The sequence below is a fragment of the Streptomyces sp. RFCAC02 genome (genome assembly GCF_004193175.1).
Classification (GTDB): domain Bacteria; phylum Actinomycetota; class Actinomycetes; order Streptomycetales; family Streptomycetaceae; genus Streptomyces.
Map to the genome: position 1 here is coordinate 672,551 of NZ_SAUH01000001.1, position 20,390 is coordinate 692,940.

At 74.0% G+C, this 20,390-nt stretch carries 16 protein-coding genes and 1 pseudogene; 7 read left to right on the plus strand and 10 right to left on the minus strand.

The genetic code is table 11. From position 1 onward, the window contains the following. Nucleotides 1-9: 9 nt before the first annotated feature. From EMA09_RS02930 to EMA09_RS02940, 3 genes are all read right to left on the minus strand, one after another. Nucleotides 10-609: a hypothetical protein gene (locus EMA09_RS02930; RefSeq protein WP_129838594.1), complete on the minus strand. Its 600-nt coding sequence runs from the start codon at nucleotides 607-609 to the stop codon at nucleotides 10-12. Nucleotides 610-745: 136 nt separating this feature from the next. After that, complete coding sequence (locus EMA09_RS02935; RefSeq protein ID WP_129838596.1) at nucleotides 746-1,639, minus strand: tRNA (adenine-N1)-methyltransferase; 894 nt, start codon at nucleotides 1,637-1,639, stop codon at nucleotides 746-748. A 31-nt stretch (nucleotides 1,640-1,670) separates the two neighbouring features. After that, nucleotides 1,671-3,002 carry a site-2 protease family protein gene (locus EMA09_RS02940; RefSeq protein WP_240796206.1) on the minus strand — a complete coding sequence of 444 codons (1,332 nt, stop codon included), beginning with the start codon at nucleotides 3,000-3,002 and terminating at the stop codon, nucleotides 1,671-1,673. Nucleotides 3,003-3,145: 143 nt separating this feature from the next. On the opposite strand from EMA09_RS02940, the gene EMA09_RS02945 reads away from it, so the two are divergent. Further along, entirely contained in the window at nucleotides 3,146-4,042 is an 897-nt protein-coding gene (locus EMA09_RS02945) for a RecB family exonuclease (protein WP_240796207.1), read from the plus strand. A 58-nt stretch (nucleotides 4,043-4,100) separates the two neighbouring features. Continuing rightward, nucleotides 4,101-4,769 carry a response regulator transcription factor gene (locus tag EMA09_RS02950; protein WP_129838600.1) on the plus strand — a complete coding sequence of 223 codons (669 nt, stop codon included), beginning with the start codon at nucleotides 4,101-4,103 and terminating at the stop codon, nucleotides 4,767-4,769. Between the two features lie 16 nt (nucleotides 4,770-4,785). Here EMA09_RS02950 and EMA09_RS02955 read toward each other — a convergent pair whose 3' ends face one another. Both EMA09_RS02955 and metH read right to left on the minus strand, forming a co-directional pair. Next, a complete protein-coding gene (locus EMA09_RS02955) occupies nucleotides 4,786-5,583 on the minus strand; it encodes an HAD family phosphatase (protein ID WP_129838602.1) in 798 nt (265 codons plus the stop codon). Between the two features lie 151 nt (nucleotides 5,584-5,734). Continuing rightward, nucleotides 5,735-9,247: a methionine synthase gene (metH, locus tag EMA09_RS02960; protein WP_129838604.1), complete on the minus strand. Its 3,513-nt coding sequence runs from the start codon at nucleotides 9,245-9,247 to the stop codon at nucleotides 5,735-5,737. 300 nt (nucleotides 9,248-9,547) lie between these two features. On the opposite strand from metH, the pseudogene EMA09_RS02965 reads away from it, so the two are divergent. From EMA09_RS02965 to EMA09_RS02985, 5 genes and pseudogenes are all read left to right on the plus strand, one after another. After that, nucleotides 9,548-10,311: pseudogene (locus EMA09_RS02965) on the plus strand (IclR family transcriptional regulator). 159 nt (nucleotides 10,312-10,470) lie between these two features. Then, nucleotides 10,471-11,283: an MIP/aquaporin family protein gene (locus EMA09_RS02970; RefSeq protein WP_129838606.1), complete on the plus strand. Its 813-nt coding sequence runs from the start codon at nucleotides 10,471-10,473 to the stop codon at nucleotides 11,281-11,283. A gap of 54 nt (nucleotides 11,284-11,337) precedes the next feature. Beyond that, entirely contained in the window at nucleotides 11,338-12,882 is a 1,545-nt protein-coding gene (gene glpK, locus EMA09_RS02975) for a glycerol kinase GlpK (RefSeq protein WP_129838607.1), read from the plus strand. A gap of 4 nt (nucleotides 12,883-12,886) precedes the next feature. Next, entirely contained in the window at nucleotides 12,887-14,518 is a 1,632-nt protein-coding gene (locus tag EMA09_RS02980) for a glycerol-3-phosphate dehydrogenase/oxidase (RefSeq protein ID WP_129838609.1), read from the plus strand. Between the two features lie 160 nt (nucleotides 14,519-14,678). Beyond that, nucleotides 14,679-15,671, plus strand: a complete 993-nt coding sequence (locus EMA09_RS02985) for a PAC2 family protein (protein WP_129838611.1) — start codon at nucleotides 14,679-14,681, stop codon at nucleotides 15,669-15,671. Between the two features lie 99 nt (nucleotides 15,672-15,770). Here EMA09_RS02985 and mshC read toward each other — a convergent pair whose 3' ends face one another. From mshC to EMA09_RS03010, 5 genes are all read right to left on the minus strand, one after another. Beyond that, nucleotides 15,771-17,000 carry a cysteine--1-D-myo-inosityl 2-amino-2-deoxy-alpha-D-glucopyranoside ligase gene (mshC, locus tag EMA09_RS02990; protein ID WP_129838613.1) on the minus strand — a complete coding sequence of 410 codons (1,230 nt, stop codon included), beginning with the start codon at nucleotides 16,998-17,000 and terminating at the stop codon, nucleotides 15,771-15,773. 70 nt (nucleotides 17,001-17,070) lie between these two features. Beyond that, nucleotides 17,071-17,988, minus strand: a complete 918-nt coding sequence (locus tag EMA09_RS02995; protein WP_129838615.1) for an SCO1664 family protein — start codon at nucleotides 17,986-17,988, stop codon at nucleotides 17,071-17,073. Beyond that, a complete protein-coding gene (locus EMA09_RS03000) occupies nucleotides 17,949-18,542 on the minus strand; it encodes a DUF3090 domain-containing protein (RefSeq protein WP_129838617.1) in 594 nt (197 codons plus the stop codon). The genes EMA09_RS02995 and EMA09_RS03000 overlap by 40 nt, the downstream gene beginning before the upstream one ends. A 65-nt stretch (nucleotides 18,543-18,607) precedes the next feature. Then, complete coding sequence (locus EMA09_RS03005; protein WP_129838619.1) at nucleotides 18,608-19,300, minus strand: MSMEG_4193 family putative phosphomutase; 693 nt, start codon at nucleotides 19,298-19,300, stop codon at nucleotides 18,608-18,610. A 30-nt stretch (nucleotides 19,301-19,330) separates the two neighbouring features. Continuing rightward, nucleotides 19,331-20,380 (minus strand): LLM class F420-dependent oxidoreductase, encoded by a 1,050-nt coding sequence (locus EMA09_RS03010; protein ID WP_129843797.1) that lies wholly within the window; start codon nucleotides 20,378-20,380, stop codon nucleotides 19,331-19,333. Nucleotides 20,381-20,390: the final 10 nt, after the last annotated feature.

Sequence of the window (20,390 nt, forward strand, 5' to 3'; positions counted from 1 at the left end):
GGCCGGGCGTCAGACGCTGTTCGGCGCCGGGTCGGGGATCAGTTCGAGGCGGCCGTCGCGCCACAGCCACGTCACGTCGCGGACCAGGTCCGGGCAGCAGCGGGGGACGTCCCGCGTCGAGTAGCCGAGGAGGCGGGCCGAGACGCCCCCGTCCTCGGCTTCGAGGCGCTGGACGGTCATGCCCTCCGCCGGGTCGACCAGGGTCGCGACGTCGGCGGGGGCGCCGTCCGCCGCCGGCGCCGTCAGGAGGTACACGCCGTTCGGCGGGGTGCCGGACCCCGCGTCGCAGCGGACGACGGCGACCGTCTCGCCGACACCGTCCGCGTCGAGGTCGACGGCCGCCCGGTCCGTGACGACCACGGCCAGCGGCCCGCAGTCCAGCGGGTACGGGGCGCCGTCCGCCTCGGGGCCCGGGAGGGGATCGGCGGCCGGCCCGGCCGCGGGGCGCCCGGCGCCGTCCTCGCCGGTGCCCGGACGGGCGGTGGCGCCGGACGGTTCGATCAGGGCCGCGGCGCAGACCACGGCGGCCAGCGCGATGGCGGTGGTGACCCAGTGGAAGGGGCGGGTGCGGGGGGACGTCGGGTCGGCCGGGCTTGCCGGGAGCTGCACGCGGGGGACTCCTGGGACGCGGGATCGGATGACACCATGCCGGTCCTGCGCCGCGGCGGGTGGCCCGCGCAGGTGACCGGCATCGTGCCATATCTCACATCGCCGGGGAACGCCGGGTCCCCCGCCGGACGGTCCGTCAGGCCGACGCGGAGCCGGGGCCGGTGTAGTCCGACCCGTACGCGCCCGGCGCGGGACGGCGGCGCCGGCGGGGCGGCTCCACGCCGTCGGCGAGCCGGCGCGCGGTGACCAGGAAGCCGGTGTGGCCGATCATCCGGTGGTCCGGGCGGACGGCGAGCCCCTCGACGTGCCAGGTGCGGACCATCGTCTCCCAGGCGCTGGGCTCGTTGAACGTGCCGTGCTCCCGGATCGTCTCGACGGTGCGGGCGAGCTGCGTCGTGGTGGCGACGTAGGCGCACAGGATGCCGCCGGGCACCAGCGCCTTCGTGACGGCGTCGAGGCACTCCCAGGGGGCGAGCATGTCGAGGATGACGCGGTCGACGTCGGTGTCGGTCAGGTTGTCCTGGAGGTCGCCGACCGTGACCTGCCAGGCCGGGTGCGGTCCGCCGAAGTAGCGGGTGACGTTCTCCTGGGCGATGGCGGCGAAGTCGGCGCGCCGCTCGTAGGAGTGGAGCATGCCCTGGTCGCCGATGGCGCGGAGCAGGAAGGTGCTCAGCGAACCGGAGCCGACGCCGGCCTCCACGACGCGCGCGCCGGGGAAGATGTCGGCCATGGCCAGGATCTGCCCCGCGTCCTTGGGGTAGACGACGGCCGCGCCGCGCGGCATGGACAGGACGTAGTCGGGGAGCAGGGGGCGCAGGGCGAGGTACTCGACGTTCCCCGTGGTGCGGACGACCGTGCCCTCGGGCGCGCCGATCAGCTCGTCGTGGGGGAAGGCTCCCTTGTGGGTGTGGAAGCTCTTGCCCGCTTCGAGCGTGAACGTGTAGTGGCGGCCCTTGGGGTCGGTGAGCTGGACCTGGTCCCCGACCTGGAAGGGCCCGCGACGGCGGGCGGCACCGGTCGGTTCGGACATGCCGGTAAGCCTAGTCCACCCGGGTGGGGGCTCAGTCCGCGGCCGGGCGGCCCGCGGTGTGCCCGGGGCGCGCCATGGCGGTGATGAAGGCCCGCTCGACGTCGCCGGTGGACAGGACGCCGTAGATGGCGCCGCCGGGCTCCACCACGAGGTACTCGCTGGCCGGGGTGGCCCGCAGGTGTTCGAGGAGCCCCTCGCCGGTGAGGTCGGCGGGGACGCGCATGCCGTCGACGATGTCCTGCGCGAGGGTGCCGACGGGGACCCAGGGCCGGCGGTGCTCGGGGACGCCGGCGATCCCGGCCTCGCGGACGAGGGACAGGGGCGAGCCGTCCGGGTCCACGACGACGAGGGCGCGGGCGCCGGCGTCGTTCGCGCGGCGCAGGGCCTCGGAGAGGGAGGTCTCGGGGGCGACGGGGACGGCCCTGCGGGTGAGGGCGCGGGCGTTGAGGTCGGGGAGGTGCTCGCGGAGGCGGGCCATGCGCAGGCTGTTGCCGGCTCCGGTCCAGATGATGGCGGCGAGGATGGCGGCCAGCAGCGCGTCGGTGAGGGACTCGAGGCCGGTGAGCGAGGCGCCGTCGTCCGCGGTGCCGAGGTGGGTCGCCAGGGGGAAGCCGACGAGGACGGCGACGGCGAGGGCGCGGCCCGTCCAGGCGGCGGCGACGGTGCCGGTCATCGGGTTGCCGGACAGCTTCCACACGACGGCGCGCAGCATGCGCCCGCCGTCCAGGGGGAGTCCTGGCAGCAGGTTGAAGACGGCGACGATCAGATTGGAGATCATCAGGCCGGCGAGCAGGACGCCGGGGACCGTGCCGGCGTCGGTGACCAGCATGCCGGCCCAGAAGACGCCGGAGAGGACGAGGGACAGCAGGGGTCCGGCGCCCGCCAGCACGAACTCGCGGCCGGGCGTGGGCGACTCCTTCTCGATCTCCGAGACGCCGCCGAAGAACTGGAGCTGGATGCGGCGCACCGGCAGGCCGAAGCGGACGGCCGCGAGGGTGTGGGCCATCTCGTGGACCAGGACGGAGGCGTAGAAGGCCACGGCGAAGAAGAGGGAGACCAGGTACCTGCCGGAGCCGAGCTCCGGCAGGACGCGGTCGAGCTGGTTGCCGAAGAACCAGGTGATGAGCGCGGCGACCAGGAACCAGCTCGGCGCGACGTACACCGGGACGCCGAAGACGCGGCCCATGAGGATGCCGCCGGTCAGACCGGTGCGCCGGCGCTCCTCCGGGCGGGGGGCGCGCCCGTCGGCACCGCCGGGGCCGGGCGTCTCGGGCGCGCCGGCCGGGGGGCCGTCGGACGCCGGCCGCCGCGGGCCTTCGCCGTCGCCGGCGCCCGTGCTCGGGTCGCTCTCGGAGTCTGCCACCAGTTCCCCTCGTCGCCAGGGCCCCGCACGCGGCGGCGGCCGTGCTCCGCCGGCCGGTCGTGCGGTGCGGTCGTGCGGTGCCTGCGGGCTCGCAGTCGATGGTAAGCGGCGGAGTGTCAGTGGCGCGCCGTAGGGTTCGCACCATGACCGGTCCCATCGCCAGGCCACCGGACTCGCTCTCGCCGTCCCGTGCCGCCGATTTCATGCAGTGCCCCCTGCTGTACCGCTTCCGGGTGATCGACAAACTGCCCGAGGCGCCCAGCGAGGCGGCGACGCGCGGCACGGTCGTCCACGCCGTCCTCGAAAGGGTATTCGACGCGCCGGCGGGTGAGCGGGCCGCGCCGCGCGCGCGGTCCCTCGTCGTCCGGGAGTGGGAGCGGCTGCTCGTGAAGCGGCCGGAGCTGACTGCGCTGTTCGGGTCGGGCGAGGAACAGGACGCCGAGCGGCTCGCCGGCTGGCTCGCCGAGGCCGAGGCGCTGGTGGAGCGGTGGTTCACGCTGGAGGACCCGGCCCGTCTCGAACCGGCGGAGCGCGAGCTGTTCGTGGAGACGCGCCTCGACTCCGGGCTGCGGCTGCGCGGCGTCATCGACCGCGTGGACGTCGCGCCGACCGGCGAGGTCCGCATCGTGGATTACAAGACCGGCAAGGCCCCGGCCCCGCAGTACGCGGACGGGCCGCTGTTCCAGATGAAGTTCTACGCGCTCGTCCTGTGGCGGCTGCGCGGCGCCGTGCCCACGCGCCTGCAGCTCGTCTACCTGGGCAGCGGCGACGTGCTGACGTACGACCCGGACGAGTCCGACCTGCTGGCCGTCGAGCGCAAGCTGGTGGCGCTGTGGCAGGCCATCAGGCTCGCCACCGAGAGCGGCGACTGGCGTCCCAGGCGCACGAAGCTGTGCGGGTGGTGCGACCACCGCGAGCGGTGCCCGGAGTTCGGCGGCACTCCCCCGCCGTATCCGCTGAACGTCCAGCAGTCGCTGCCGGTCCTGCCGGCGCAGACGGACGGTGACACGGCGCCGGACGCGGCGGGCGCCGGGGCGTGAGCCAGAATGGTGACCGGCGCGCCGCGCCCGCCAGGTCCCCGGAACGAAGGCTCATGCCATGCCCATTCGCGTGCTGCTCGTGGACGACCAGCCGCTGCTGCGTACCGGCTTCCGGATGCTCCTGGAGGCGGAGCCCGATGTGACGGTGGTCGGCGAGGCCGGCGACGGGGCGCAGGCCGTCGAACAGGTCAGGGCGCTCCAGCCCGACGTCGTCCTGATGGACATCAGGATGCCCCGCATGGACGGTGTCGAGGCCACCCGGCGCATCACCGGCGCCGGGCAGGACGGGGCGGCCAAGGTGCTGGTGCTGACGACGTTCGACCTCGACGAGTACGTGGTGGAGGCGCTGCGGGCGGGGGCGAGCGGGTTCCTGCTGAAGGACGCGCCGGCCGCCGAGCTGGTGCAGGCCATCCGGGTGGTCGCGGCCGGCGAGGCGATGCTCGCGCCGAGCGTGACCCGGCGCCTGCTCGACATGTACGCGGAGAAGCTGCCGTCGGGCGAGGAGCCCCTCCCCGACGCGCTCGGCCGGCTGACCGAGCGCGAGGTCGAGGTGCTGCGGCTGGTGGCCCGCGGCCTGTCCAACGCGGAGATCGCCGCCGACCTGTTCGTCAGCGAGACGACGGTGAAGACGCATGTGGGCCATGTGCTGACCAAGCTGGAGCTGCGCGACCGGGTGCAGGCGGCCGTGTTCGCGTACGAGAGCGGTCTTGTGCGCCCCGGCGGCTGACGCGCGCCGGCCCCCGTCAGGGACCCGCGGGCGAGGCGGCGGGGCCGGTGACACCGTGCGGCCGGGGAGCCGCGTGGGTGACGGGCGCAGCGCCGCGGTCCGCGGCGACGGCCGGGGCGGGGGCTCCGGCGACGCTGCGGAGGAACGCCATGTCGATCTCCTCCAGTGAGGCGACGACGGTGCGCCCCGGCGCGGCGGCGATGGGCGCGACCGACGGCACGGCGATCACCCGGCAGCCGGCCGCCTCGGCGGAGGCGACACCGGTGGCGGTGTCCTCGACGGCGACGCAGCGCCCCGGATCGGCGCCGAGACCGGCCGCGGCGGTCAGGTACGGGTCGGGGTGCGGCTTGGTGCGGGCCAGTTCGTCCCCGGCGACGGTGAAGGCGAAGTGCGCCGCGCCCACCGACGCCAGCACACGGTCGATGACGGCGCGGTGGGACGCGGAGACGAGGGCGGCCGGGACGCGGTGGGCCGCCAGCTCGGCCAGGAGCCGGCGGGCACCCGGCATCAGCGGCACCCCGCGTTCCAGGCGGCGGAGGAACGCGGCGTTCAGCAGGTCGCGGGCCTCGTCCAGCGTGATGTCGGCGCCGGTGACCTCGATGAGGTAGCCGGCGCTGCGGGTCATCGGGCCGCCCACGACGATCTCGCGGTGCTCGTCGGCGAGGACGTGCCCGAGGCGGCCGAAGACCTCGACCTCGGCGTCCCACCAGAAGCCCTCGGTGTCGACCAGCGTGCCGTCCATGTCGAGCAGCACGGCCTGGGGACCGGCGCCGCGAGGGGACCGGGTGTCGACGGCGGGAGGGGAACTCGTCATCCGCGCACCTCCGTGATGGGGGCAGAAGGCCGGCCGCCCGGCGGGGGCGGCCGGCCTGAACCGGATCGGCCAGTCTACGTCTCCGTGGTCCGGACGTCGCGAGGACCGTCACCCGGTCGGACCAGCGGCGGCCGTCCCGGACCGGTCGGGGTCAGCGTGCGTTGAAGTAGCTGGCCTCGGGGTGGTGCAGCACGATCGCGTCGGTCGACTGCTCCGGGTGCAGCTGGAACTCCTCGGAGAGCGTCACGCCGATCCGCTCGGGCCGCAGGAGTTCCGCGATCTTCGCGCGGTCCTCCAGGTCCGGGCAGGCCGGGTAGCCGAGGGAGTAGCGGCAGCCGCGGTACTCGGTGCGGAACATCCCGGTCAGGGACCCCGGGTCGTCGCCGGCGATGCCGAGTTCGGCGCGCACGCGGGCGTGCCAGTACTCGGCGAGGGCCTCGGCGAGCTGGACGGACAGGCCGTGCAGCTCCAGGTAGTCGCGGTAGGCGTCGGCGGCGAACAGTTCGGCGGTGGCCTCGCTGACCCGGGGGCCGATGGTGACCGTCTGGAGCGCCACGACGTCCCGCTCGCCGCTCTCGGCGGGCCGGAAGAAGTCGGCGAGGCACAGGTGGCGGCCGCGCCGCTGGCGGGGGAATGTGAAGCGGGTGCGCTCCGTGCCGTCCTCGTGGAGGATCACGAGGTCGTCGCCCTCGGCGTGGCAGGGGAAGTAGCCGTAGACGACGGCCGCCTCCAGGAGGTTGCCGGTGTGCAGGCGGTCGAGGAGGCCCCGCAGGCGCGGGCGGCCCTCGGTCTCGACCAGTTCGGCGTAGTCGGGTCCCCCTTCGCCCCTGGCCGCCTTGAGCCCCCACTGGCCCTTGAAGAGGGCGTCCTCGTCCAGCCAGTCGGCGTACTCCTTGAGCGGGATGCCCTTGACGACGCGGGTGCCGAGGAACGGCGCGGCGGGGACCGGCACGTCCGTCGCCGTGGCGGAGCGGGCGGGCACCTCGCCGGGGGCCGGCTCCGGCAGGGCGGGCGCCGTGCGGGCGACGCGGCGGGCCTTCAGCTCGGGGAGGGTGGCGCCGGGGACGCCGCGCTTGACGGCGACCAGGGCGTCCATCAGGCGCAGGCCCTCGAAGGCGTCACGGGCGTAGCGGACCTCGCCGCTGTAGACCTCGTGGAGGTCCTGCTCGACGTAGGCGCGGGTGAGGGCGGCGCCGCCGAGGATGACGGGGTAGTCGGCCGCCATGCCGCGGCGGTTCAGCTCCTCCAGGTTCTCCTTCATGACGACGGTGGACTTCACGAGGAGGCCGGACATGCCGATCACGTCGGCGCGGTGCTCGCGCGCCGCGTCGAGGATGGCGCCCACGGGCTGCTTGATGCCGAGGTTGACGACCGTGTAGCCGTTGTTGGTGAGGATGATGTCGACGAGGTTCTTGCCGATGTCGTGGACGTCGCCGCGGACGGTGGCCAGGACGATGGTGCCCTTGCCCTCGTCGTCGCTCTTCTCCATGTGCGGTTCGAGGTGGGCGACGGCCGTCTTCATGACCTCGGCGGACTGGAGGACGAACGGCAGCTGCATCTGTCCGGAGCCGAACAGTTCGCCGACGACCTTCATGCCGGCGAGCAGGGTCTCGTTGACGATGTCGAGGGCGGGGCGCTCGGTGAGGGCCTCGTCCAGGTCGGCCTCCAGGCCGTTGCGCTCGCCGTCGATGATGCGGCGGCGGAGGCGCTCCTCCAGGGGCAGGGCCAGCAGCTCCTGCGTCTTGCCGGCCTTCATGGAGCGGGCGTCCACGCCCTCGAAGAGTTCGAGGAAGCGCTGGAGGGGGTCGTAGCCGGGGCGGCGGCGGTCGTGGATGAGGTCGAGGGCGACCTCGACGTGCTCCGGCTCGATGCGGGCGATCGGCAGGATCTTCGCGGCGTGCACGATGGCCGAGTCGAGGCCGGCTTCCACGCACTCGTGGAGGAAGACGGAGTTGAGGACGAGGCGGGCGGCCGGGTTCAGACCGAAGGAGATGTTGGACAGGCCGAGGGTGGTCTGCACGTCCGGGTGGCGGCGCTTCAGCTCGCGGATGGCCTCGATGGTGGCGGCGCCGTCCTTGCGGGACTCCTCCTGGCCGGTGCAGATGGTGAAGGTGAGGCAGTCGATGAGGATGCTGCTCTCGGCGATGCCCCAGTTGCCGGTGAGGTCGGCGATGAGGCGTTCGGCGACGGCGACCTTCTGCTCGGCGGTGCGGGCCTGCCCCTGCTCGTCGATGGTGAGCGCCATCAGCGCGGCGCCGTGTTCGACGGCGAGGCGGGCGATGCGGGCGAAGCGCGAGTCGGGGCCGTCGCCGTCCTCGTAGTTGACGGAGTTGATGACGGCCCGGCCGCCGAGCTGTTCGAGCCCGGCCTGCAGGACGGCCGGCTCGGTCGAGTCGAGCACGATGGGCAGGGTCGAGGAGGTGGCGAACCGGCCGGCCAGCTCCGTCATGTCGGCGACACCGTCGCGGCCGACGTAGTCCACGCACAGGTCGAGGAGGTGCGCGCCCTCGCGGATCTGCTCGCGCGCCAGCTCGACGCAGTCGTCCCAGCGGCCCTCCAGCATGGCCTCGCGGAACTTCTTCGAGCCGTTGGCGTTGGTGCGCTCGCCGATCGCCAGGTAGGCGGTGTCCTGTCGGAACGGCACGGTCTGGTAGAGCGAGGCCGCGCCCGGCTCGGGGCGCGGGTCCCGGGGCGCGGGCGTGAGGTCCCGGACGCGCTCCACGACTTGTCGCAGGTGCTCGGGCGTGGTACCGCAGCAGCCGCCGACCAGGGAGAGGCCGAACTCGCCGATGAACGACTCGTGGGCGTCGGCGAGTTCGGCGGCGGTCAGGGGGTAGTGGGCGCCGTCCTTGCCGAGGACCGGCAGGCCGGCGTTCGGCATGCAGGACAGGGGTACGCCGGCGTGGCGGGCGAGGTGGCGCAGGTGCTCGCTCATCTCGGCCGGCCCGGTGGCGCAGTTGAGGCCGATCATGTCGATGCCGAGGGGCTCCAGCGCGGTGAGGGCGGCGCCGATCTCGGAGCCGAGGAGCATCGTCCCCGTGGTCTCGACGGTGACCTGGACGAGCACGGGCAGGTCGGTGCCGGTGGCGGCCAGGGCGCGGCGCGCGCCGACGACGGCGGCCTTCGTCTGGAGGAGGTCCTGGCTGGTCTCGACGAGCAGCGCGTCGGCGCCGCCGGCGACGAGGCCCTCGGCGTTCTGCTGATAGGCGTCGCGCAGGTCGGCGTAGCGGGCGTGGCCGAGGGTGGGGAGCTTGGTGCCGGGGCCCATGGAGCCGAGGACCCAGCGGGGGCGGGCGTCGGCGGTGGTGAGGGCGTCGGCGGCCTCGCGGGCGATGCGGGCACCGGCCTCGGACAGCTCCTGCACCCGGTGGGCGATGTCGTACTCGCCGAGGGCGGCGAGGTTGGCGCCGAAGGTGTTGGTCTCGACGCAGTCGACGCCGGCGGCGAAGTAGGCGTCGTGGACGGAGCGGACGATGTCGGGGCGGGTGACGTTCAGGACCTCGTTGCACCCCTCGAGCTGCTGGAAGTCCTCCAGCGAGGGGTCCTGGGCCTGGAGCATCGTGCCCATGCCGCCGTCGGCGACGACGACGCGCGAGGCGAACGCCTCGCGGAGGGCGGCGGCCCGCTGGGCCTGGGGGGCGACGGAAGGGCTGGACGAGGCCATGGGGAAGCTCCCGGGAGTGCGACGGCTGTCGGCTATGCGTCCGTGGACACGGAACGCACCAGGTCAGCGTAACCGCATCCGCGGCGGGGGTGGGGGCGCGGTGCGACGGCCGGGCGCGGGGCGGCGCTGCCCGTAGACTCAATGGCTGCTTCTGGGGTATCGGCATACCCCCCTGGTGTTCGACAATGTCGAACGTCATACGACGCTCCGGTACGCGGACGGCGCATGGCGTACGGCACACGCAGACGACCGTGAACGACAGCACGTCGGAGGGACGGACGGCGAAGGAGGCGGCCTCCCATGGCGCGGACCATTCAGTCGCTCGAACGCGCGGCGGCGGTGCTCCGCCTGCTCGCGGGGGCGAGCGGCGGCTCGGCCTGTCCGACATCGCCTCGTCGATCGGGCTCGCCAAGGGGACCACGCACGGCCTCCTGCGGACGCTCCAGCAGGAGGGGTTCGTCGAGCAGGACCCGGTGACGGGCAAGTACCAGCTCGGCGCCGAGCTGCTGCGGCTCGGGAACAGCTACCTCGACGTGCACGAGCTGCGGGCGCGGGCGCTGGTGTGGACCGACGACCTGGCCCGCTCCAGCGGCGAGAGCGCGTACCTCGGCGTGCTGCACCAGACGGGGGTGCTGATCGTCCACCACGTCTTCCGGCCGGACGACAGCCGGCAGGTGCTCGAGGTCGGGGCGATGCACCCGCTGCACAGCACGGCGCTCGGCAAGGTGCTCGCCGCGTACGACCCGGTGGCGCACAACGTCGCCACGGAGACGGGGCTCGCCGGGATCACCGACGCGACGCTGACCGACCCGGGCGACTTCGAGCGGTGCCTCGACGCGGTCAGGTCACGCGGATGGGCGAGCGATGTGGGGGAAACCTGGGAGGGGGTCGCCTCGATCGCCGCGCCGATCCTGGACCGCCGCCGGATGCCGGTCGGCGCCGTGGGAATCACCGGGGCGGTGGAGCGGGTGCTGTCCGGCGACGAGCCCCGCTCGCGGCTCGTGGCGGCCGTGCGGGACTGCGCGCGGGCGGTGTCCCGCGACCTCGGCTCCGGGCGCTTCTAGGTCAAATCAGGAAAATAGGGACATCGGCGGTTCACCTGACGTCCGACTCTTGACGTCGGGTGTTCCGGGGAGAAAACTGCCGTTCAATGGTCGACATTGTCGAACGATGGACGGATGGCGACCAGGACCTCTCCTGGACGAAGGACAAAGGAGTCGCGGGTGTCCAGTCTCCATATCTTCTTCGGCGAGCTCGTCGGAACCGCCGTCCTGATCCTGCTCGGCACCGGCGTCGTCGCCGGGGTGATCCTCAAGAAGTCGAAGGCCTTCGACGCCGGCTGGCTGGCGATCACCTTCGGCTGGGGCATCGGTGTCCTCGCCGGCGCGTACGTCTCGACGCAGCTCTCCGGAGCCCACCTCAACCCGGCCGTCACCCTCGGTATCGCCATCGACAGCGGCGAGTGGAACGACGTGCCCACCTACATCGCCGGCCAGATGGCCGGCGCGATCATCGGCGCGACCCTCATGTGGCTCGCGTACTACGGCCACTTCCAGGAGCACCTGCGGAGCCTGGAGGTCGAGAGCGGATCGCGCACGCCGGGGCCGAAGGCGTTCGACGAGGTCACCGAGACCGACGAGCGCCGCCCCGCCGCCCGTGACGAGCCCGGTCCCGTCCTCGGGATCTTCTCCACCGCGCCGGAGATCCGCAACGCCGTGCAGAACCTCGTGACCGAGATCCTCGGTACGGCCGTCCTGCTCCTGCTCATCCTCAGCGTCGGGCTCAACGACGGCCTGACTCTCTCGGGCACCGGCAGCCTGATCGTCGCCCTCACCGTGGTCGGCATCGGCCTGTCCCTCGGCGGGCCGACCGGCTACGCCATCAACCCGGCCCGTGACCTCGGACCGCGCATCGTCCACCAGCTCCTCCCCCTGCCGAACAAGGGCAGCTCCGACTGGGGCTACGCGTGGATCCCCATCGTCGGCCCGCTCGCCGGAGCCGCGCTCGCCGCGGGCATCCACACCGCGCTGTTCTGATCCAAGGACCACTCCCCCGGCCCGCCCGAGACCGTCTTCCACAGGAGCCGCCGTATGTCGGACACACAGGACCCCGCCCTGACGAACGAGCAGCGCGAGTACATCGCCGCCATCGACCAGGGCACCACGTCGAGCCGCTGCATCGTCTTCGACCACGACGGGCGCATCGTGTCCGTCGACCAGAAGGAGCACGAGCAGATCTTCCCCAAGCCCGGCTGGGTCGAACACGACGCCGCCGAGATCTGGCGCAACGTCCAGGAGGTCGTCGCCGGCGCCCTGGCGAAGGCGAAGATCGGGAAGGAGCACGTCAAGGCGATCGGCATCACCAACCAGCGCGAGACGACGATGCTGTGGGACCGGACCACCGGTGAACCCGTCCACAACGCCATCGTCTGGCAGGACACCCGCACCGACGCCCTGTGCCGCGAACTCGGGCGCAACGTCGGCCAGGACCGGTTCCGCCGGCAGACGGGCCTTCCCCTGTCGTCCTACTTCGCCGGCCCCAAGATCCGCTGGCTGCTGGACAACGTGGACGGCCTGCAGGAGCGCGCCGAACGCGGCGAGCTGCTGTTCGGCACCATGGACTCCTGGGTCATCTGGAACCTCACCGGCGGCGTGAACGGCGGGGTCCACGTCACGGACGTCACGAACGCCTCCCGCACGCTCCTGATGAACCTGCGGACCCTCGAGTGGGACGAGAGCATCTGCGCCTCCATCGGGGTCCCGCTCTCCGTCCTGCCGGAGATCCGGTCCTCCGCCGAGGTGTACGGGACCGCGAAGGGCGGCGCCCTGGACGGTGTGCCGGTCGCCTCCGCGCTGGGCGACCAGCAGGCGGCGCTGTTCGGGCAGACGTGCTTCTCGGTCGGCGAGGGCAAGTCCACCTACGGCACCGGAACGTTCCTGCTGATGAACACCGGCACCGAGGTGATCAACTCCTACGCCGGCCTGGTCACCACCGTCGGCTACCGGATCGGCGACCAGCCGCCCGTCTTCGCGCTGGAGGGCTCGATCGCCATCACGGGCGCGCTCGTCCAGTGGATGCGCGACCAGATGGGCCTGATCAACAGCGCCGCGGAGATCGAGACGCTCGCGTCCTCCGTCGAGGACAACGGCGGTGCCTACTTCGTGCCCGCGTTCTCCGGCCTCTTCGCGCCGTACTGGCGGTCCGACGCGCGCGGTGTCATCGCCGGCCTGACCCGGTACGTCACCAAGGCGCACATCGCGCGCGCCGTCCTGGAGGCCACCGCCTGGCAGACGCGCGAGATCGTCGACGCGATGAAGAAGGACTCGGGCATGGAGCTGACCACCCTCAAGGTGGACGGCGGCATGACCTCCAACAACCTGCTGATGCAGAACATCTCCGACTTCCTCGACGTGCCCGTCGTCCGGCCCATGGTGTCCGAGACGACCTGCCTGGGTGCCGCCTACGCCGCCGGCCTCGCGGTCGGCTTCTGGGAGAACGTCGAGGACCTGCGGCACAACTGGCGGCGCGCCGCCGAGTGGACGCCGCAGATGGACGCCGGGAGGCGTGACCGCGAGTACGCGTACTGGCTGAAGGCCGTACAGCGCACGATGGGCTGGCTGGACGAGGAGAGCTGATCGAATGAACAACCCGCACCCGGCCGCCGGGCCGGCCACCGCGACCACCACCGCCACGACCACCGCCGGCGCGTCCGCCGCGCGGGAGCGCGCCGACCGGCGCGCGCACACCAGGGAGCGCCTGTCCTCGGGGACCTGGGACCTCCTCGTCGTGGGCGGCGGCATCCTCGGCACGTCGGTCGCCTGGCACGCCGCGCAGTCCGGGCTGCGGGTGGCGATGGTGGACGCCGGCGACTTCGCCGGCGCCACCTCGTCCGCCTCGTCCAAGCTCGTCCACGGCGGCCTGCGCTACCTCCAGACGGGCGCCGTGCGCCTGGTCGCCGAGAACCACCACGAGCGCCGCGTCCTCGCCCGCGACGTGGCGCCGCACCTCGTCAACCCGCTCACGTTCCACCTCCCCGTCTACCGGGGCGGCCCGCACGGCGCCGCCAAGCTCGGCGCCGGTGTCTTCGCGTACTCGGCCCTGTCCGCGTTCGGCGACGGCGTGGGCCGCGTCATCACGCCGCACGCCGCCGCGGCCGTCAACCCCGGACTGCGCACCGAGGGCCTGAAGGCCGTCGCGGTCTACGGCGACCACCAGATGAACGACTCCCGCGTCGCCGTGATGACGGTGCGCGCCGCCGTCGAGTCCGGTGCCGCGGTGCTGAACCACGCCGAGGTCACCGGGCTGCGCTTCACGCGGGGCCGCGTCACCGGTGCCGACGTGCGCGACCGCCTGGACGGCGCCGAGTTCGGGATCGACGCCCGCCTCGTGCTGAACGCCACCGGTCCCTGGGTCGACCACCTGCGCCGTCTCGAGGACCCGGGCGCCGGGCCGAGCGTCCGGCTGTCCAAGGGCGCCCACGTCGTCCTGCGCCGCACCGTGCCGTGGCGCGCCGCCCTCGCGACACCGGTCGACACCTACCGTGTGACGTTCGCGCTGCCCTGGGAGGACCAGCTCCTGCTGGGCACGACCGACGAGGCATACGAGGGCGACCCGGCGGACGTCCGCGCGACCGACGCCGACATCCGCCAGATCCTGGACGAGGCGTCCCTGTCGGTGCGCGACGAGCACCTGGACCGTTCGCTCATCACCTACGCGTACGCCGGGCTGCGCGTCCTGCCCGGCGGCCCGGGCGGCGTCGAGTCGGCGCGGCGCGAGACCGTCGTCACCGAGGGGAAGGGCGGCATGCTGTCGGTGGCCGGCGGCAAGTGGACGACGTACCGGCACATCGGCCGCACCGTCCTCGCGCAGCTCGCGCGGCGGCCCGGCAGCCCGGTCGCCGAGGAGATGGCGCCCGTCCGGGACCTCGTGCGGCACGTGCCGCTGCCGGGCGTCGCCAACCCGAACGCCGTCGCGCGCCGGCTGCTCGCCGACCGCCCCCCGGCCGGGATGGACGAGCACACGGCGCGTCACCTCGCCACCCACTACGGGTCGCTGGCCTTCGACGTCGCGCGGCTCGTGCACGAGGACCCGGCGCTCGGCGCGCGCGTGCACCCGGACGGTCCGGACATCCTCGCGCAGGTGGTGTACGCGCGGGACCGCGAGTGGGCGGAGACGGTCGACGACGTGCTGCGCCGCCGCCTGACCCTGACGGTGCGCGGCCTCGACACCGAGGAGGCGCGCTCGGCCGTGGCCGGGCTCCTCGGCGCCTGACCGGCGGTGCCGCGCCCCCCGTGCGTACCGTGCGGTCCGGAACCCCAGGCGTACGAGGACTGCGGACCGGGAACGGTCACGCCGTAGGCTGGGGCCGCACGAAGACATCGTCAGCCGGGGTCGGGCGCCTGTTCCCGTCCCGGCCGGGAGGAGGCGCTGGGTGATCGAGCTCGAAGGGGTTCCCGAGCTGGTTGACCCGGTCATGGTGGCCGCGTTCGAAGGCTGGAACGACGCGGGTGACGCCGCGTCGGCGGCCGTCGCCCACCTGGAGCGCGAGTGGAAGGGCGAGGTGTTCGCGGCGCTGGACGCGGAGGACTACTACGACTTCCAGGTCAACCGCCCGCACATCTGGCTGGACGGCGGCGTCCGGCGCATCACCTGGCCCACCACCCGCCTGTCCGTGGTGCGGATCGGCTCGGAGGACGGGCCGGTGAAGCGCCGCGACCTGGTACTGGTGCGCGGCATCGAGCCGAGCATGCGGTGGCGGTCGTTCTGCAACGAGATCCTCGGCTTCGCGCACGAGCTGGGCGTCGAGATGGTCGTCGTCCTCGGCGCGCTCCTCGGTGACACCCCGCACACACGTCCGGTTCCCGTCACCAGCGTCACGTCCGACGAGGACCTCGCCCGCACCCTGGACCTGGAGGAGTCGCGGTACGAGGGGCCGACCGGCATCGTCGGCATCCTCCAGGAGGCGTGCACGCACGCCGGCGTCCCCGCCGTGACGCTGTGGGCCGCCGTGCCGCACTACGTCGCCCAGCCGCCGAACCCGAAGGCGTCCCTCGCGCTGCTGCACTCCCTGGAGGACCTGCTCGGGCTCGGCATGCCGCTGGGCGACCTGCCGGAGGACGCCCGTGCCTGGCAGATCGGCGTCGACCAGCTCGCGGCCGAGGACAGCGAGGTCGCCGAGTACGTGAAGTCGCTGGAGGAGGCGCGGGACACCGCCGACCTCCCCGAGGCCAGCGGCGAGGCGATCGCGAAGGAGTTCGAGCGGTACCTGCGCCGGCGCGACGGGCAGCCGCCCGGCGGCGGCGACCAGGGGTCCTCCTACCTGCGCGACCCGGGCAGCAGCCGCCGCGGGCGGCCCGGGCGGCGCCCCGGGGAGGGCGGCGCCGACGACGGACGGCCCGAGCCCGGCGGCGACGCGGAGGACTGACCCCGCTCCCCTTCCGTACGCGGCCGGCGGCCCGTGCGCCCCTTCCGGATCGCTCCGGGGCGGGCGCGCGGGCCGCCGGCCGTGTGTGCCGGCCGTCCGTCAGACCGCGACACCGAGGAGCGCGTCCACGGCACGGCTGACGACGCCGGGCGCGCCCGTGTCGGTCCCGCCGCCCGCGTGCTGCCGCTCCGCCCACCGGTCCACCGCGGCCAGCGCCGCCGGGGCGCCCAGGTCGTCGGCGAGCGCGGCGCGGATCTCCGCCACCAGGTCGCCCGCGGGCGGGCCGTCCGGGCGGGAGACGGCGGCGCGCCAGCGGTCCAGGCGGGCGAGCGCGGCGTCGAGGACGGCGCCGGTCCACTCCCAGTCGGCGCGGTAGTGGTGTGCGAGCAGGGCGAGACGGATGGCCGCCGGGTCCGTGCCGGCCGCGCGGAGCCGCGAGACGAGCACGAGGTTGCCCTTCGACTTGGACATCTTCTCGCCCTCGTACCCCACCATCCCGGCGTGGACGTACGCCGCGGCGAACGGGTGCTCACCGGTGAGGACCTGCGCGTGCGACGCGCCCATCTCGTGGTGCGGGAACGCGAGGTCGGACCCGCCGCCCTGCACGTCGAAGCCCATGCCGAGGTGGTCGAGCGCGATGGCCACGCACTCGATGTGCCAGCCGGGGCGGCCCGGACCGAGGGGACCGCCGTCCCACGACGGCTCGCCGGGGCGCGCCGCGCGCCACAGCAGCGGGTCGAGGGCGTTCTTCTTGCCGGGCCGGTCCGGGTCGCCGCCGCGCTCGGCCGACAGGGCGCGCATGGTCGGGGCGTCGTACCGCGACACGGAGCCGAAGTGGCGGTCGGCGTCCACGGAGAAGTAGATGTCGCCGTCCACGTCGTACGCGGCGCCCCCGGAGCGGAGCCGTTCGATGAGGGGGACGATCCGCGGTATGGACTCGACGGCGCCGACGTAGGCGCGGGGCGGGAGGACGCGCAGGGCCGTCATGTCCTCGCGGAACAGGGCCGTTTCGCGCTCGGCCAGGGCCGTCCAGTCCTCGCCCGTGGCGGCGGCCCGCTCCAGCAGCGGGTCGTCGACGTCGGTGACGTTCTGCACGTAGTGGACCTCGCGGCCGGTGTCAAGCCACAGCCGCTGCACGAGGTCGAAGGCGGTGTAGGTGGCCGCGTGGCCCATGTGGGTGGCGTCGTACGGGGTGATCCCGCAGACGTAGATCCGGGCCACGGGGCCGGGGGCGAGGGTCACCCGGCCGCCGGTCGCGGTGTCGTGGATCGACAGTTCAGGGCTCTGACCGGGCAGAACGGGGACGGTGGAGGCAGGCCAGGCATACATGTGAACGAGCCTAACCGGCGCACCGTCCGGCGCACGAGCGGGCGTCGGGCCGTCCCCCGGGGGGCGGCCCTCACACGAGGGGCCAGGGGATCGCGGGCCACTCGCCGCCGGGCTCGGGGTGGCGGCCGTCCCGCAGGAGGCCGGCCGTACGGGCGCGGAGGGCGTCGAGCTCGGCGGGGGTGATCAGCCCGCCGAGGCGTGCGGCGAGGGGGCTTCCCTCGGCCAGCGCCGCGTCGAGGCCGCACAGGGCCTCGGTGACGGGCGCGGGCAGGGGCTCGCCTGCCCAGCCCCACAGCAGGGTGCGGAGCTTCTGATCGGTGTGGAACGTGACGCCGTGGTCGATGCCGTACAGGCGGCCGTCGGGCTGGGGCAGGAGGTGCCCGCCCTTGCGGTCGCCGTTGTTGATCACGGCGTCGAGGGCGGCGACGCGGCGCAGGCGGGGGTCGTCGGCGTGGACCAGGAGGGCGGTGCGCTCCGCGTCGATCTGCGCGTACCCGACGGCCTTCCAGCCGGGCGCCGGGGTGTCCCCCGCCACGAGGGCGAGCAGGTCGGTGAGGTCGGGCTCAGCCGGCTCCCGCTCCGGCGCACCGTCCCCGCCGTCCGCGTCCTCCCCGTCGTCCGCGTCGGGCACGGGACCGACCCAGCGCTGGCACATGCCGGGGCCGAACGGCCCGTCCCGCAGCACGGTGACCGGCACGATGTCCCAGCCGAGGGCGCGGCACACCTCGTAGGCGGCGACCTCGCGCTGGGCGAGCGTCCCGTCGGGGAAGTCCCACAGGGGGCGCTCGCCGCTGACGGGCTTGTACACGCAGGGGACACGGACGCCGTCCAGCTCGGCGACGGCGTACAGGACGGCGTTGGACGCGTCGGTGACACGCCCGACGACGGTCAGCGCGCCGTCGGCCAGCACGGCCGCCCCGGCGTCCACCGGACGGGAGGAAGCGGCGTTCACGCGCGGCTGCGGCGGTATCCGTTCTGGCGCGGACATACGTGTCCCTCCGGGTCGAGCGGCAGGCTGCACAGCGGGCACGGGGGCCGTCCCGCGTTCACGACCTCCAGGGCGCGCTTGGCGAACGCGCGGGCCATCGTGCCGCTGAGACGGACCCGCAGCATCGGCGGACCGTTCTCGTCGTCCCGCAGCAGCCGCTCCTCGGCCTCGGCGAACTCCTCCTCGGACTCCGCCTCCAGCTCGACCAGCGCCTGCGCCTCGACGATCATGCGCTCGCCGTCGCTGTCCCAGGCGAGGGCCATGGTGCCGACGCGGAACTCCTCCTCGACGGGCGTCTGCAGCGGGCCGGTGTCGGCCAGTTCGGCCGGGGCGACGGCGGGCACGGTGGTGTTGCCGCCGGAGCGGCGCACCACCTCGTCCAGCAGCTCGTCGATGCGTTCGGCGAGCGCCTCCACCTGTGCCTTCTCCAGGGCGACGCTGGTGGTGCGGCCGGCCGCCGTCGCCTGCAGGAAGAAGGTACGGCGGCCAGGCAGCCCGACCGTCCCGGCGACGAAGCGGTCGGGCGGGTCGTAGAGGAACACCTGACGGGACACGCACTGCTCCGGGAATCGAGGTCGGGGGAACACTGGCACCCTACTGCGCTTCGCGATCACCGTGGTCAGGCGCCGCCCCCGACCGGGGTCTCGGTCGCCTCGGCCGCGTCCCGCCGCGCGGCCTCCGTACGCGGCACGAACTCGGCGAGGTCGCCCGTGTCGCCGAAGCGCAGCAGCAGGGGCGGCGTGCCATAGCGGATGGCGGTGATGGACGCGGGGTGCGGGGCCAGGCGCTGGAACAGGTCGAGGGGCAGACCGAGGGCGTCGGCGGTGACCGCCTTGATGTTGTCGCCGTGGGTGCACATCAGCCAGACGGCGTCCGGGCCGTGCTCCGCGGCGACCCGGGCGTCCCAGTCGCGGGCGGCGTCGGCGACACGGGCCTGCATCGCGCGCATCGACTCGCCGCCGGGGAAGGTGACGGCGGACGGCTGGGTGCGGACGGTCGCCATCAGCGGCTCGTCGGCGAGGTCGGCCAGACTGCGGTTCGTCCACGCGCCGTAGTCGCACTCGGTGACGCGCTCGTCCGCGTGGACCGGCAGGCCGGGGCGCCGCTCGCGCAGCGGCGCGAGGGTCTCGGCGCAGCGCTGGAGCGGACTGTGCACGGCGAGGGCGAGCGGGATGCCGGCCAGCCGGTCCGGCAGCGCGGCGGCCTGGCTGCTGCCGTACGCGTCCAGGGCGACGCCCGGCGCGCGGCCGGCGAGGAGGCCGGCGGAGTTGGCGGTGGTACGGCCGTGGCGCAGGAGCAGCAGGGTGGGCATGGCGTTCAGCGTAGGCGGTCGGCCGCCCGTTCAGGCCAGTCCCGCGCGTTCGACGGCGTCGACGGCGGTGCGCAGCCCGGCGACGCGCTCGTCGAGGGTGAGTCCGGCGGGGGCGATGGACAGGGTGGTGACGCCCGCGTCGGCGTAGGCGCGCATGCGGTCGGCGATGCGGGCGGGCGTACCGATGAGGGTGGTGGCGTCGATGAGGTCGTGGGGGACGGCGGCTGCCGCGCCATGCTTGTCGCCGGCGAGGTAGCGGTCCTGGATCTCGGTGGCGGCCCCGCCGTAGCCCATGCGGTGGGCGAGGCGGTTGTAGAAGTTCTGCTCGCGGCTGCCCATGCCGCCGACGTAGAGGGCCGTGTACGGGCGGAAGTGGTCGGCCAGGGCCGCCGGGTCGTCGCCGACGGCGAGCGGGACGGTGGGGACGACGTCGAACCCGTCGAGGGACTTCCCCGCCGCGGCACGGCCGGCGCGCAGGTGCCGCAGCGTCGTCTCCTCGGCGTGCTCGGGCGAGAAGAAGATCAGCAGCGCGCCGTCGGCGATCTCACCGGTCTGGGTGAGATTGCGCGGCCCGATGGCGGCGATGTAGACGGGAATGTGCTCACGGACGGGGTGCACGGTGAGGCGCAGCGGCTTGCCCGGACCGTCCGGCAGGGGCAGCGTCCAGTGGTCCCCGTCGTGGGTGAGGCGGTCGCGGGACAGGGCGGCGCGCACGACGGCGACGTACTCGCGTGTGCGGGCGAGCGGGCGGTCGAAGCGGACGCCGTACCAGCCCTCCGACACCTGCGGCCCGGACACCCCGAGCCCGAGGCGGAACCGCCCGCCGGACAGGGCGTCGAGCGTCGCAGCGGTCATCGCCGTCATGGCGGGCGCGCGGGCGGGGATCTGCAGGATGCCGGCGCCGACGTCGATGCGTTCGGTGTGGGCGGCGACCCAGGACAGCACGGTGGGGGCGTCGGAGCCGTACGCCTCGGCGGCCCAGCACACGGCGTACCCGAGACGGTCGGCCTCGCGGGCGACGGCGAGGTTGTCGGCGTCGAGGCCCGCGCCCCAGTAGCCGAGGTTGATGCCGAGACGCATGCCCATCCGC

Coding starts and splice junctions, on each gene's coding strand:
- EMA09_RS02995 (WP_129838615.1), bottom strand. CDS start 17,988: ATGTCCGCGCCAGAACGGATACCGCCGCAGCCGCGCGTGAACGCCGCT.
- EMA09_RS02980 (WP_129838609.1), top strand. CDS start 12,887: ATGAACAACCCGCACCCGGCCGCCGGGCCGGCCACCGCGACCACCACC.
- EMA09_RS02955 (WP_129838602.1), bottom strand. CDS start 5,583: ATGACGAGTTCCCCTCCCGCCGTCGACACCCGGTCCCCTCGCGGCGCC.
- EMA09_RS02945 (WP_240796207.1), top strand. CDS start 3,146: ATGACCGGTCCCATCGCCAGGCCACCGGACTCGCTCTCGCCGTCCCGT.
- metH (WP_129838604.1), bottom strand. CDS start 9,247: ATGGCCTCGTCCAGCCCTTCCGTCGCCCCCCAGGCCCAGCGGGCCGCC.
- mshC (WP_129838613.1), bottom strand. CDS start 17,000: ATGTATGCCTGGCCTGCCTCCACCGTCCCCGTTCTGCCCGGTCAGAGC.
- EMA09_RS03005 (WP_129838619.1), bottom strand. CDS start 19,300: ATGCCCACCCTGCTGCTCCTGCGCCACGGCCGTACCACCGCCAACTCC.
- EMA09_RS02935 (WP_129838596.1), bottom strand. CDS start 1,639: ATGTCCGAACCGACCGGTGCCGCCCGCCGTCGCGGGCCCTTCCAGGTC.
- EMA09_RS03010 (WP_129843797.1), bottom strand. CDS start 20,380: ATGCGTCTCGGCATCAACCTCGGCTACTGGGGCGCGGGCCTCGACGCC.
- glpK (WP_129838607.1), top strand. CDS start 11,338: ATGTCGGACACACAGGACCCCGCCCTGACGAACGAGCAGCGCGAGTAC.
- EMA09_RS02950 (WP_129838600.1), top strand. CDS start 4,101: ATGCCCATTCGCGTGCTGCTCGTGGACGACCAGCCGCTGCTGCGTACC.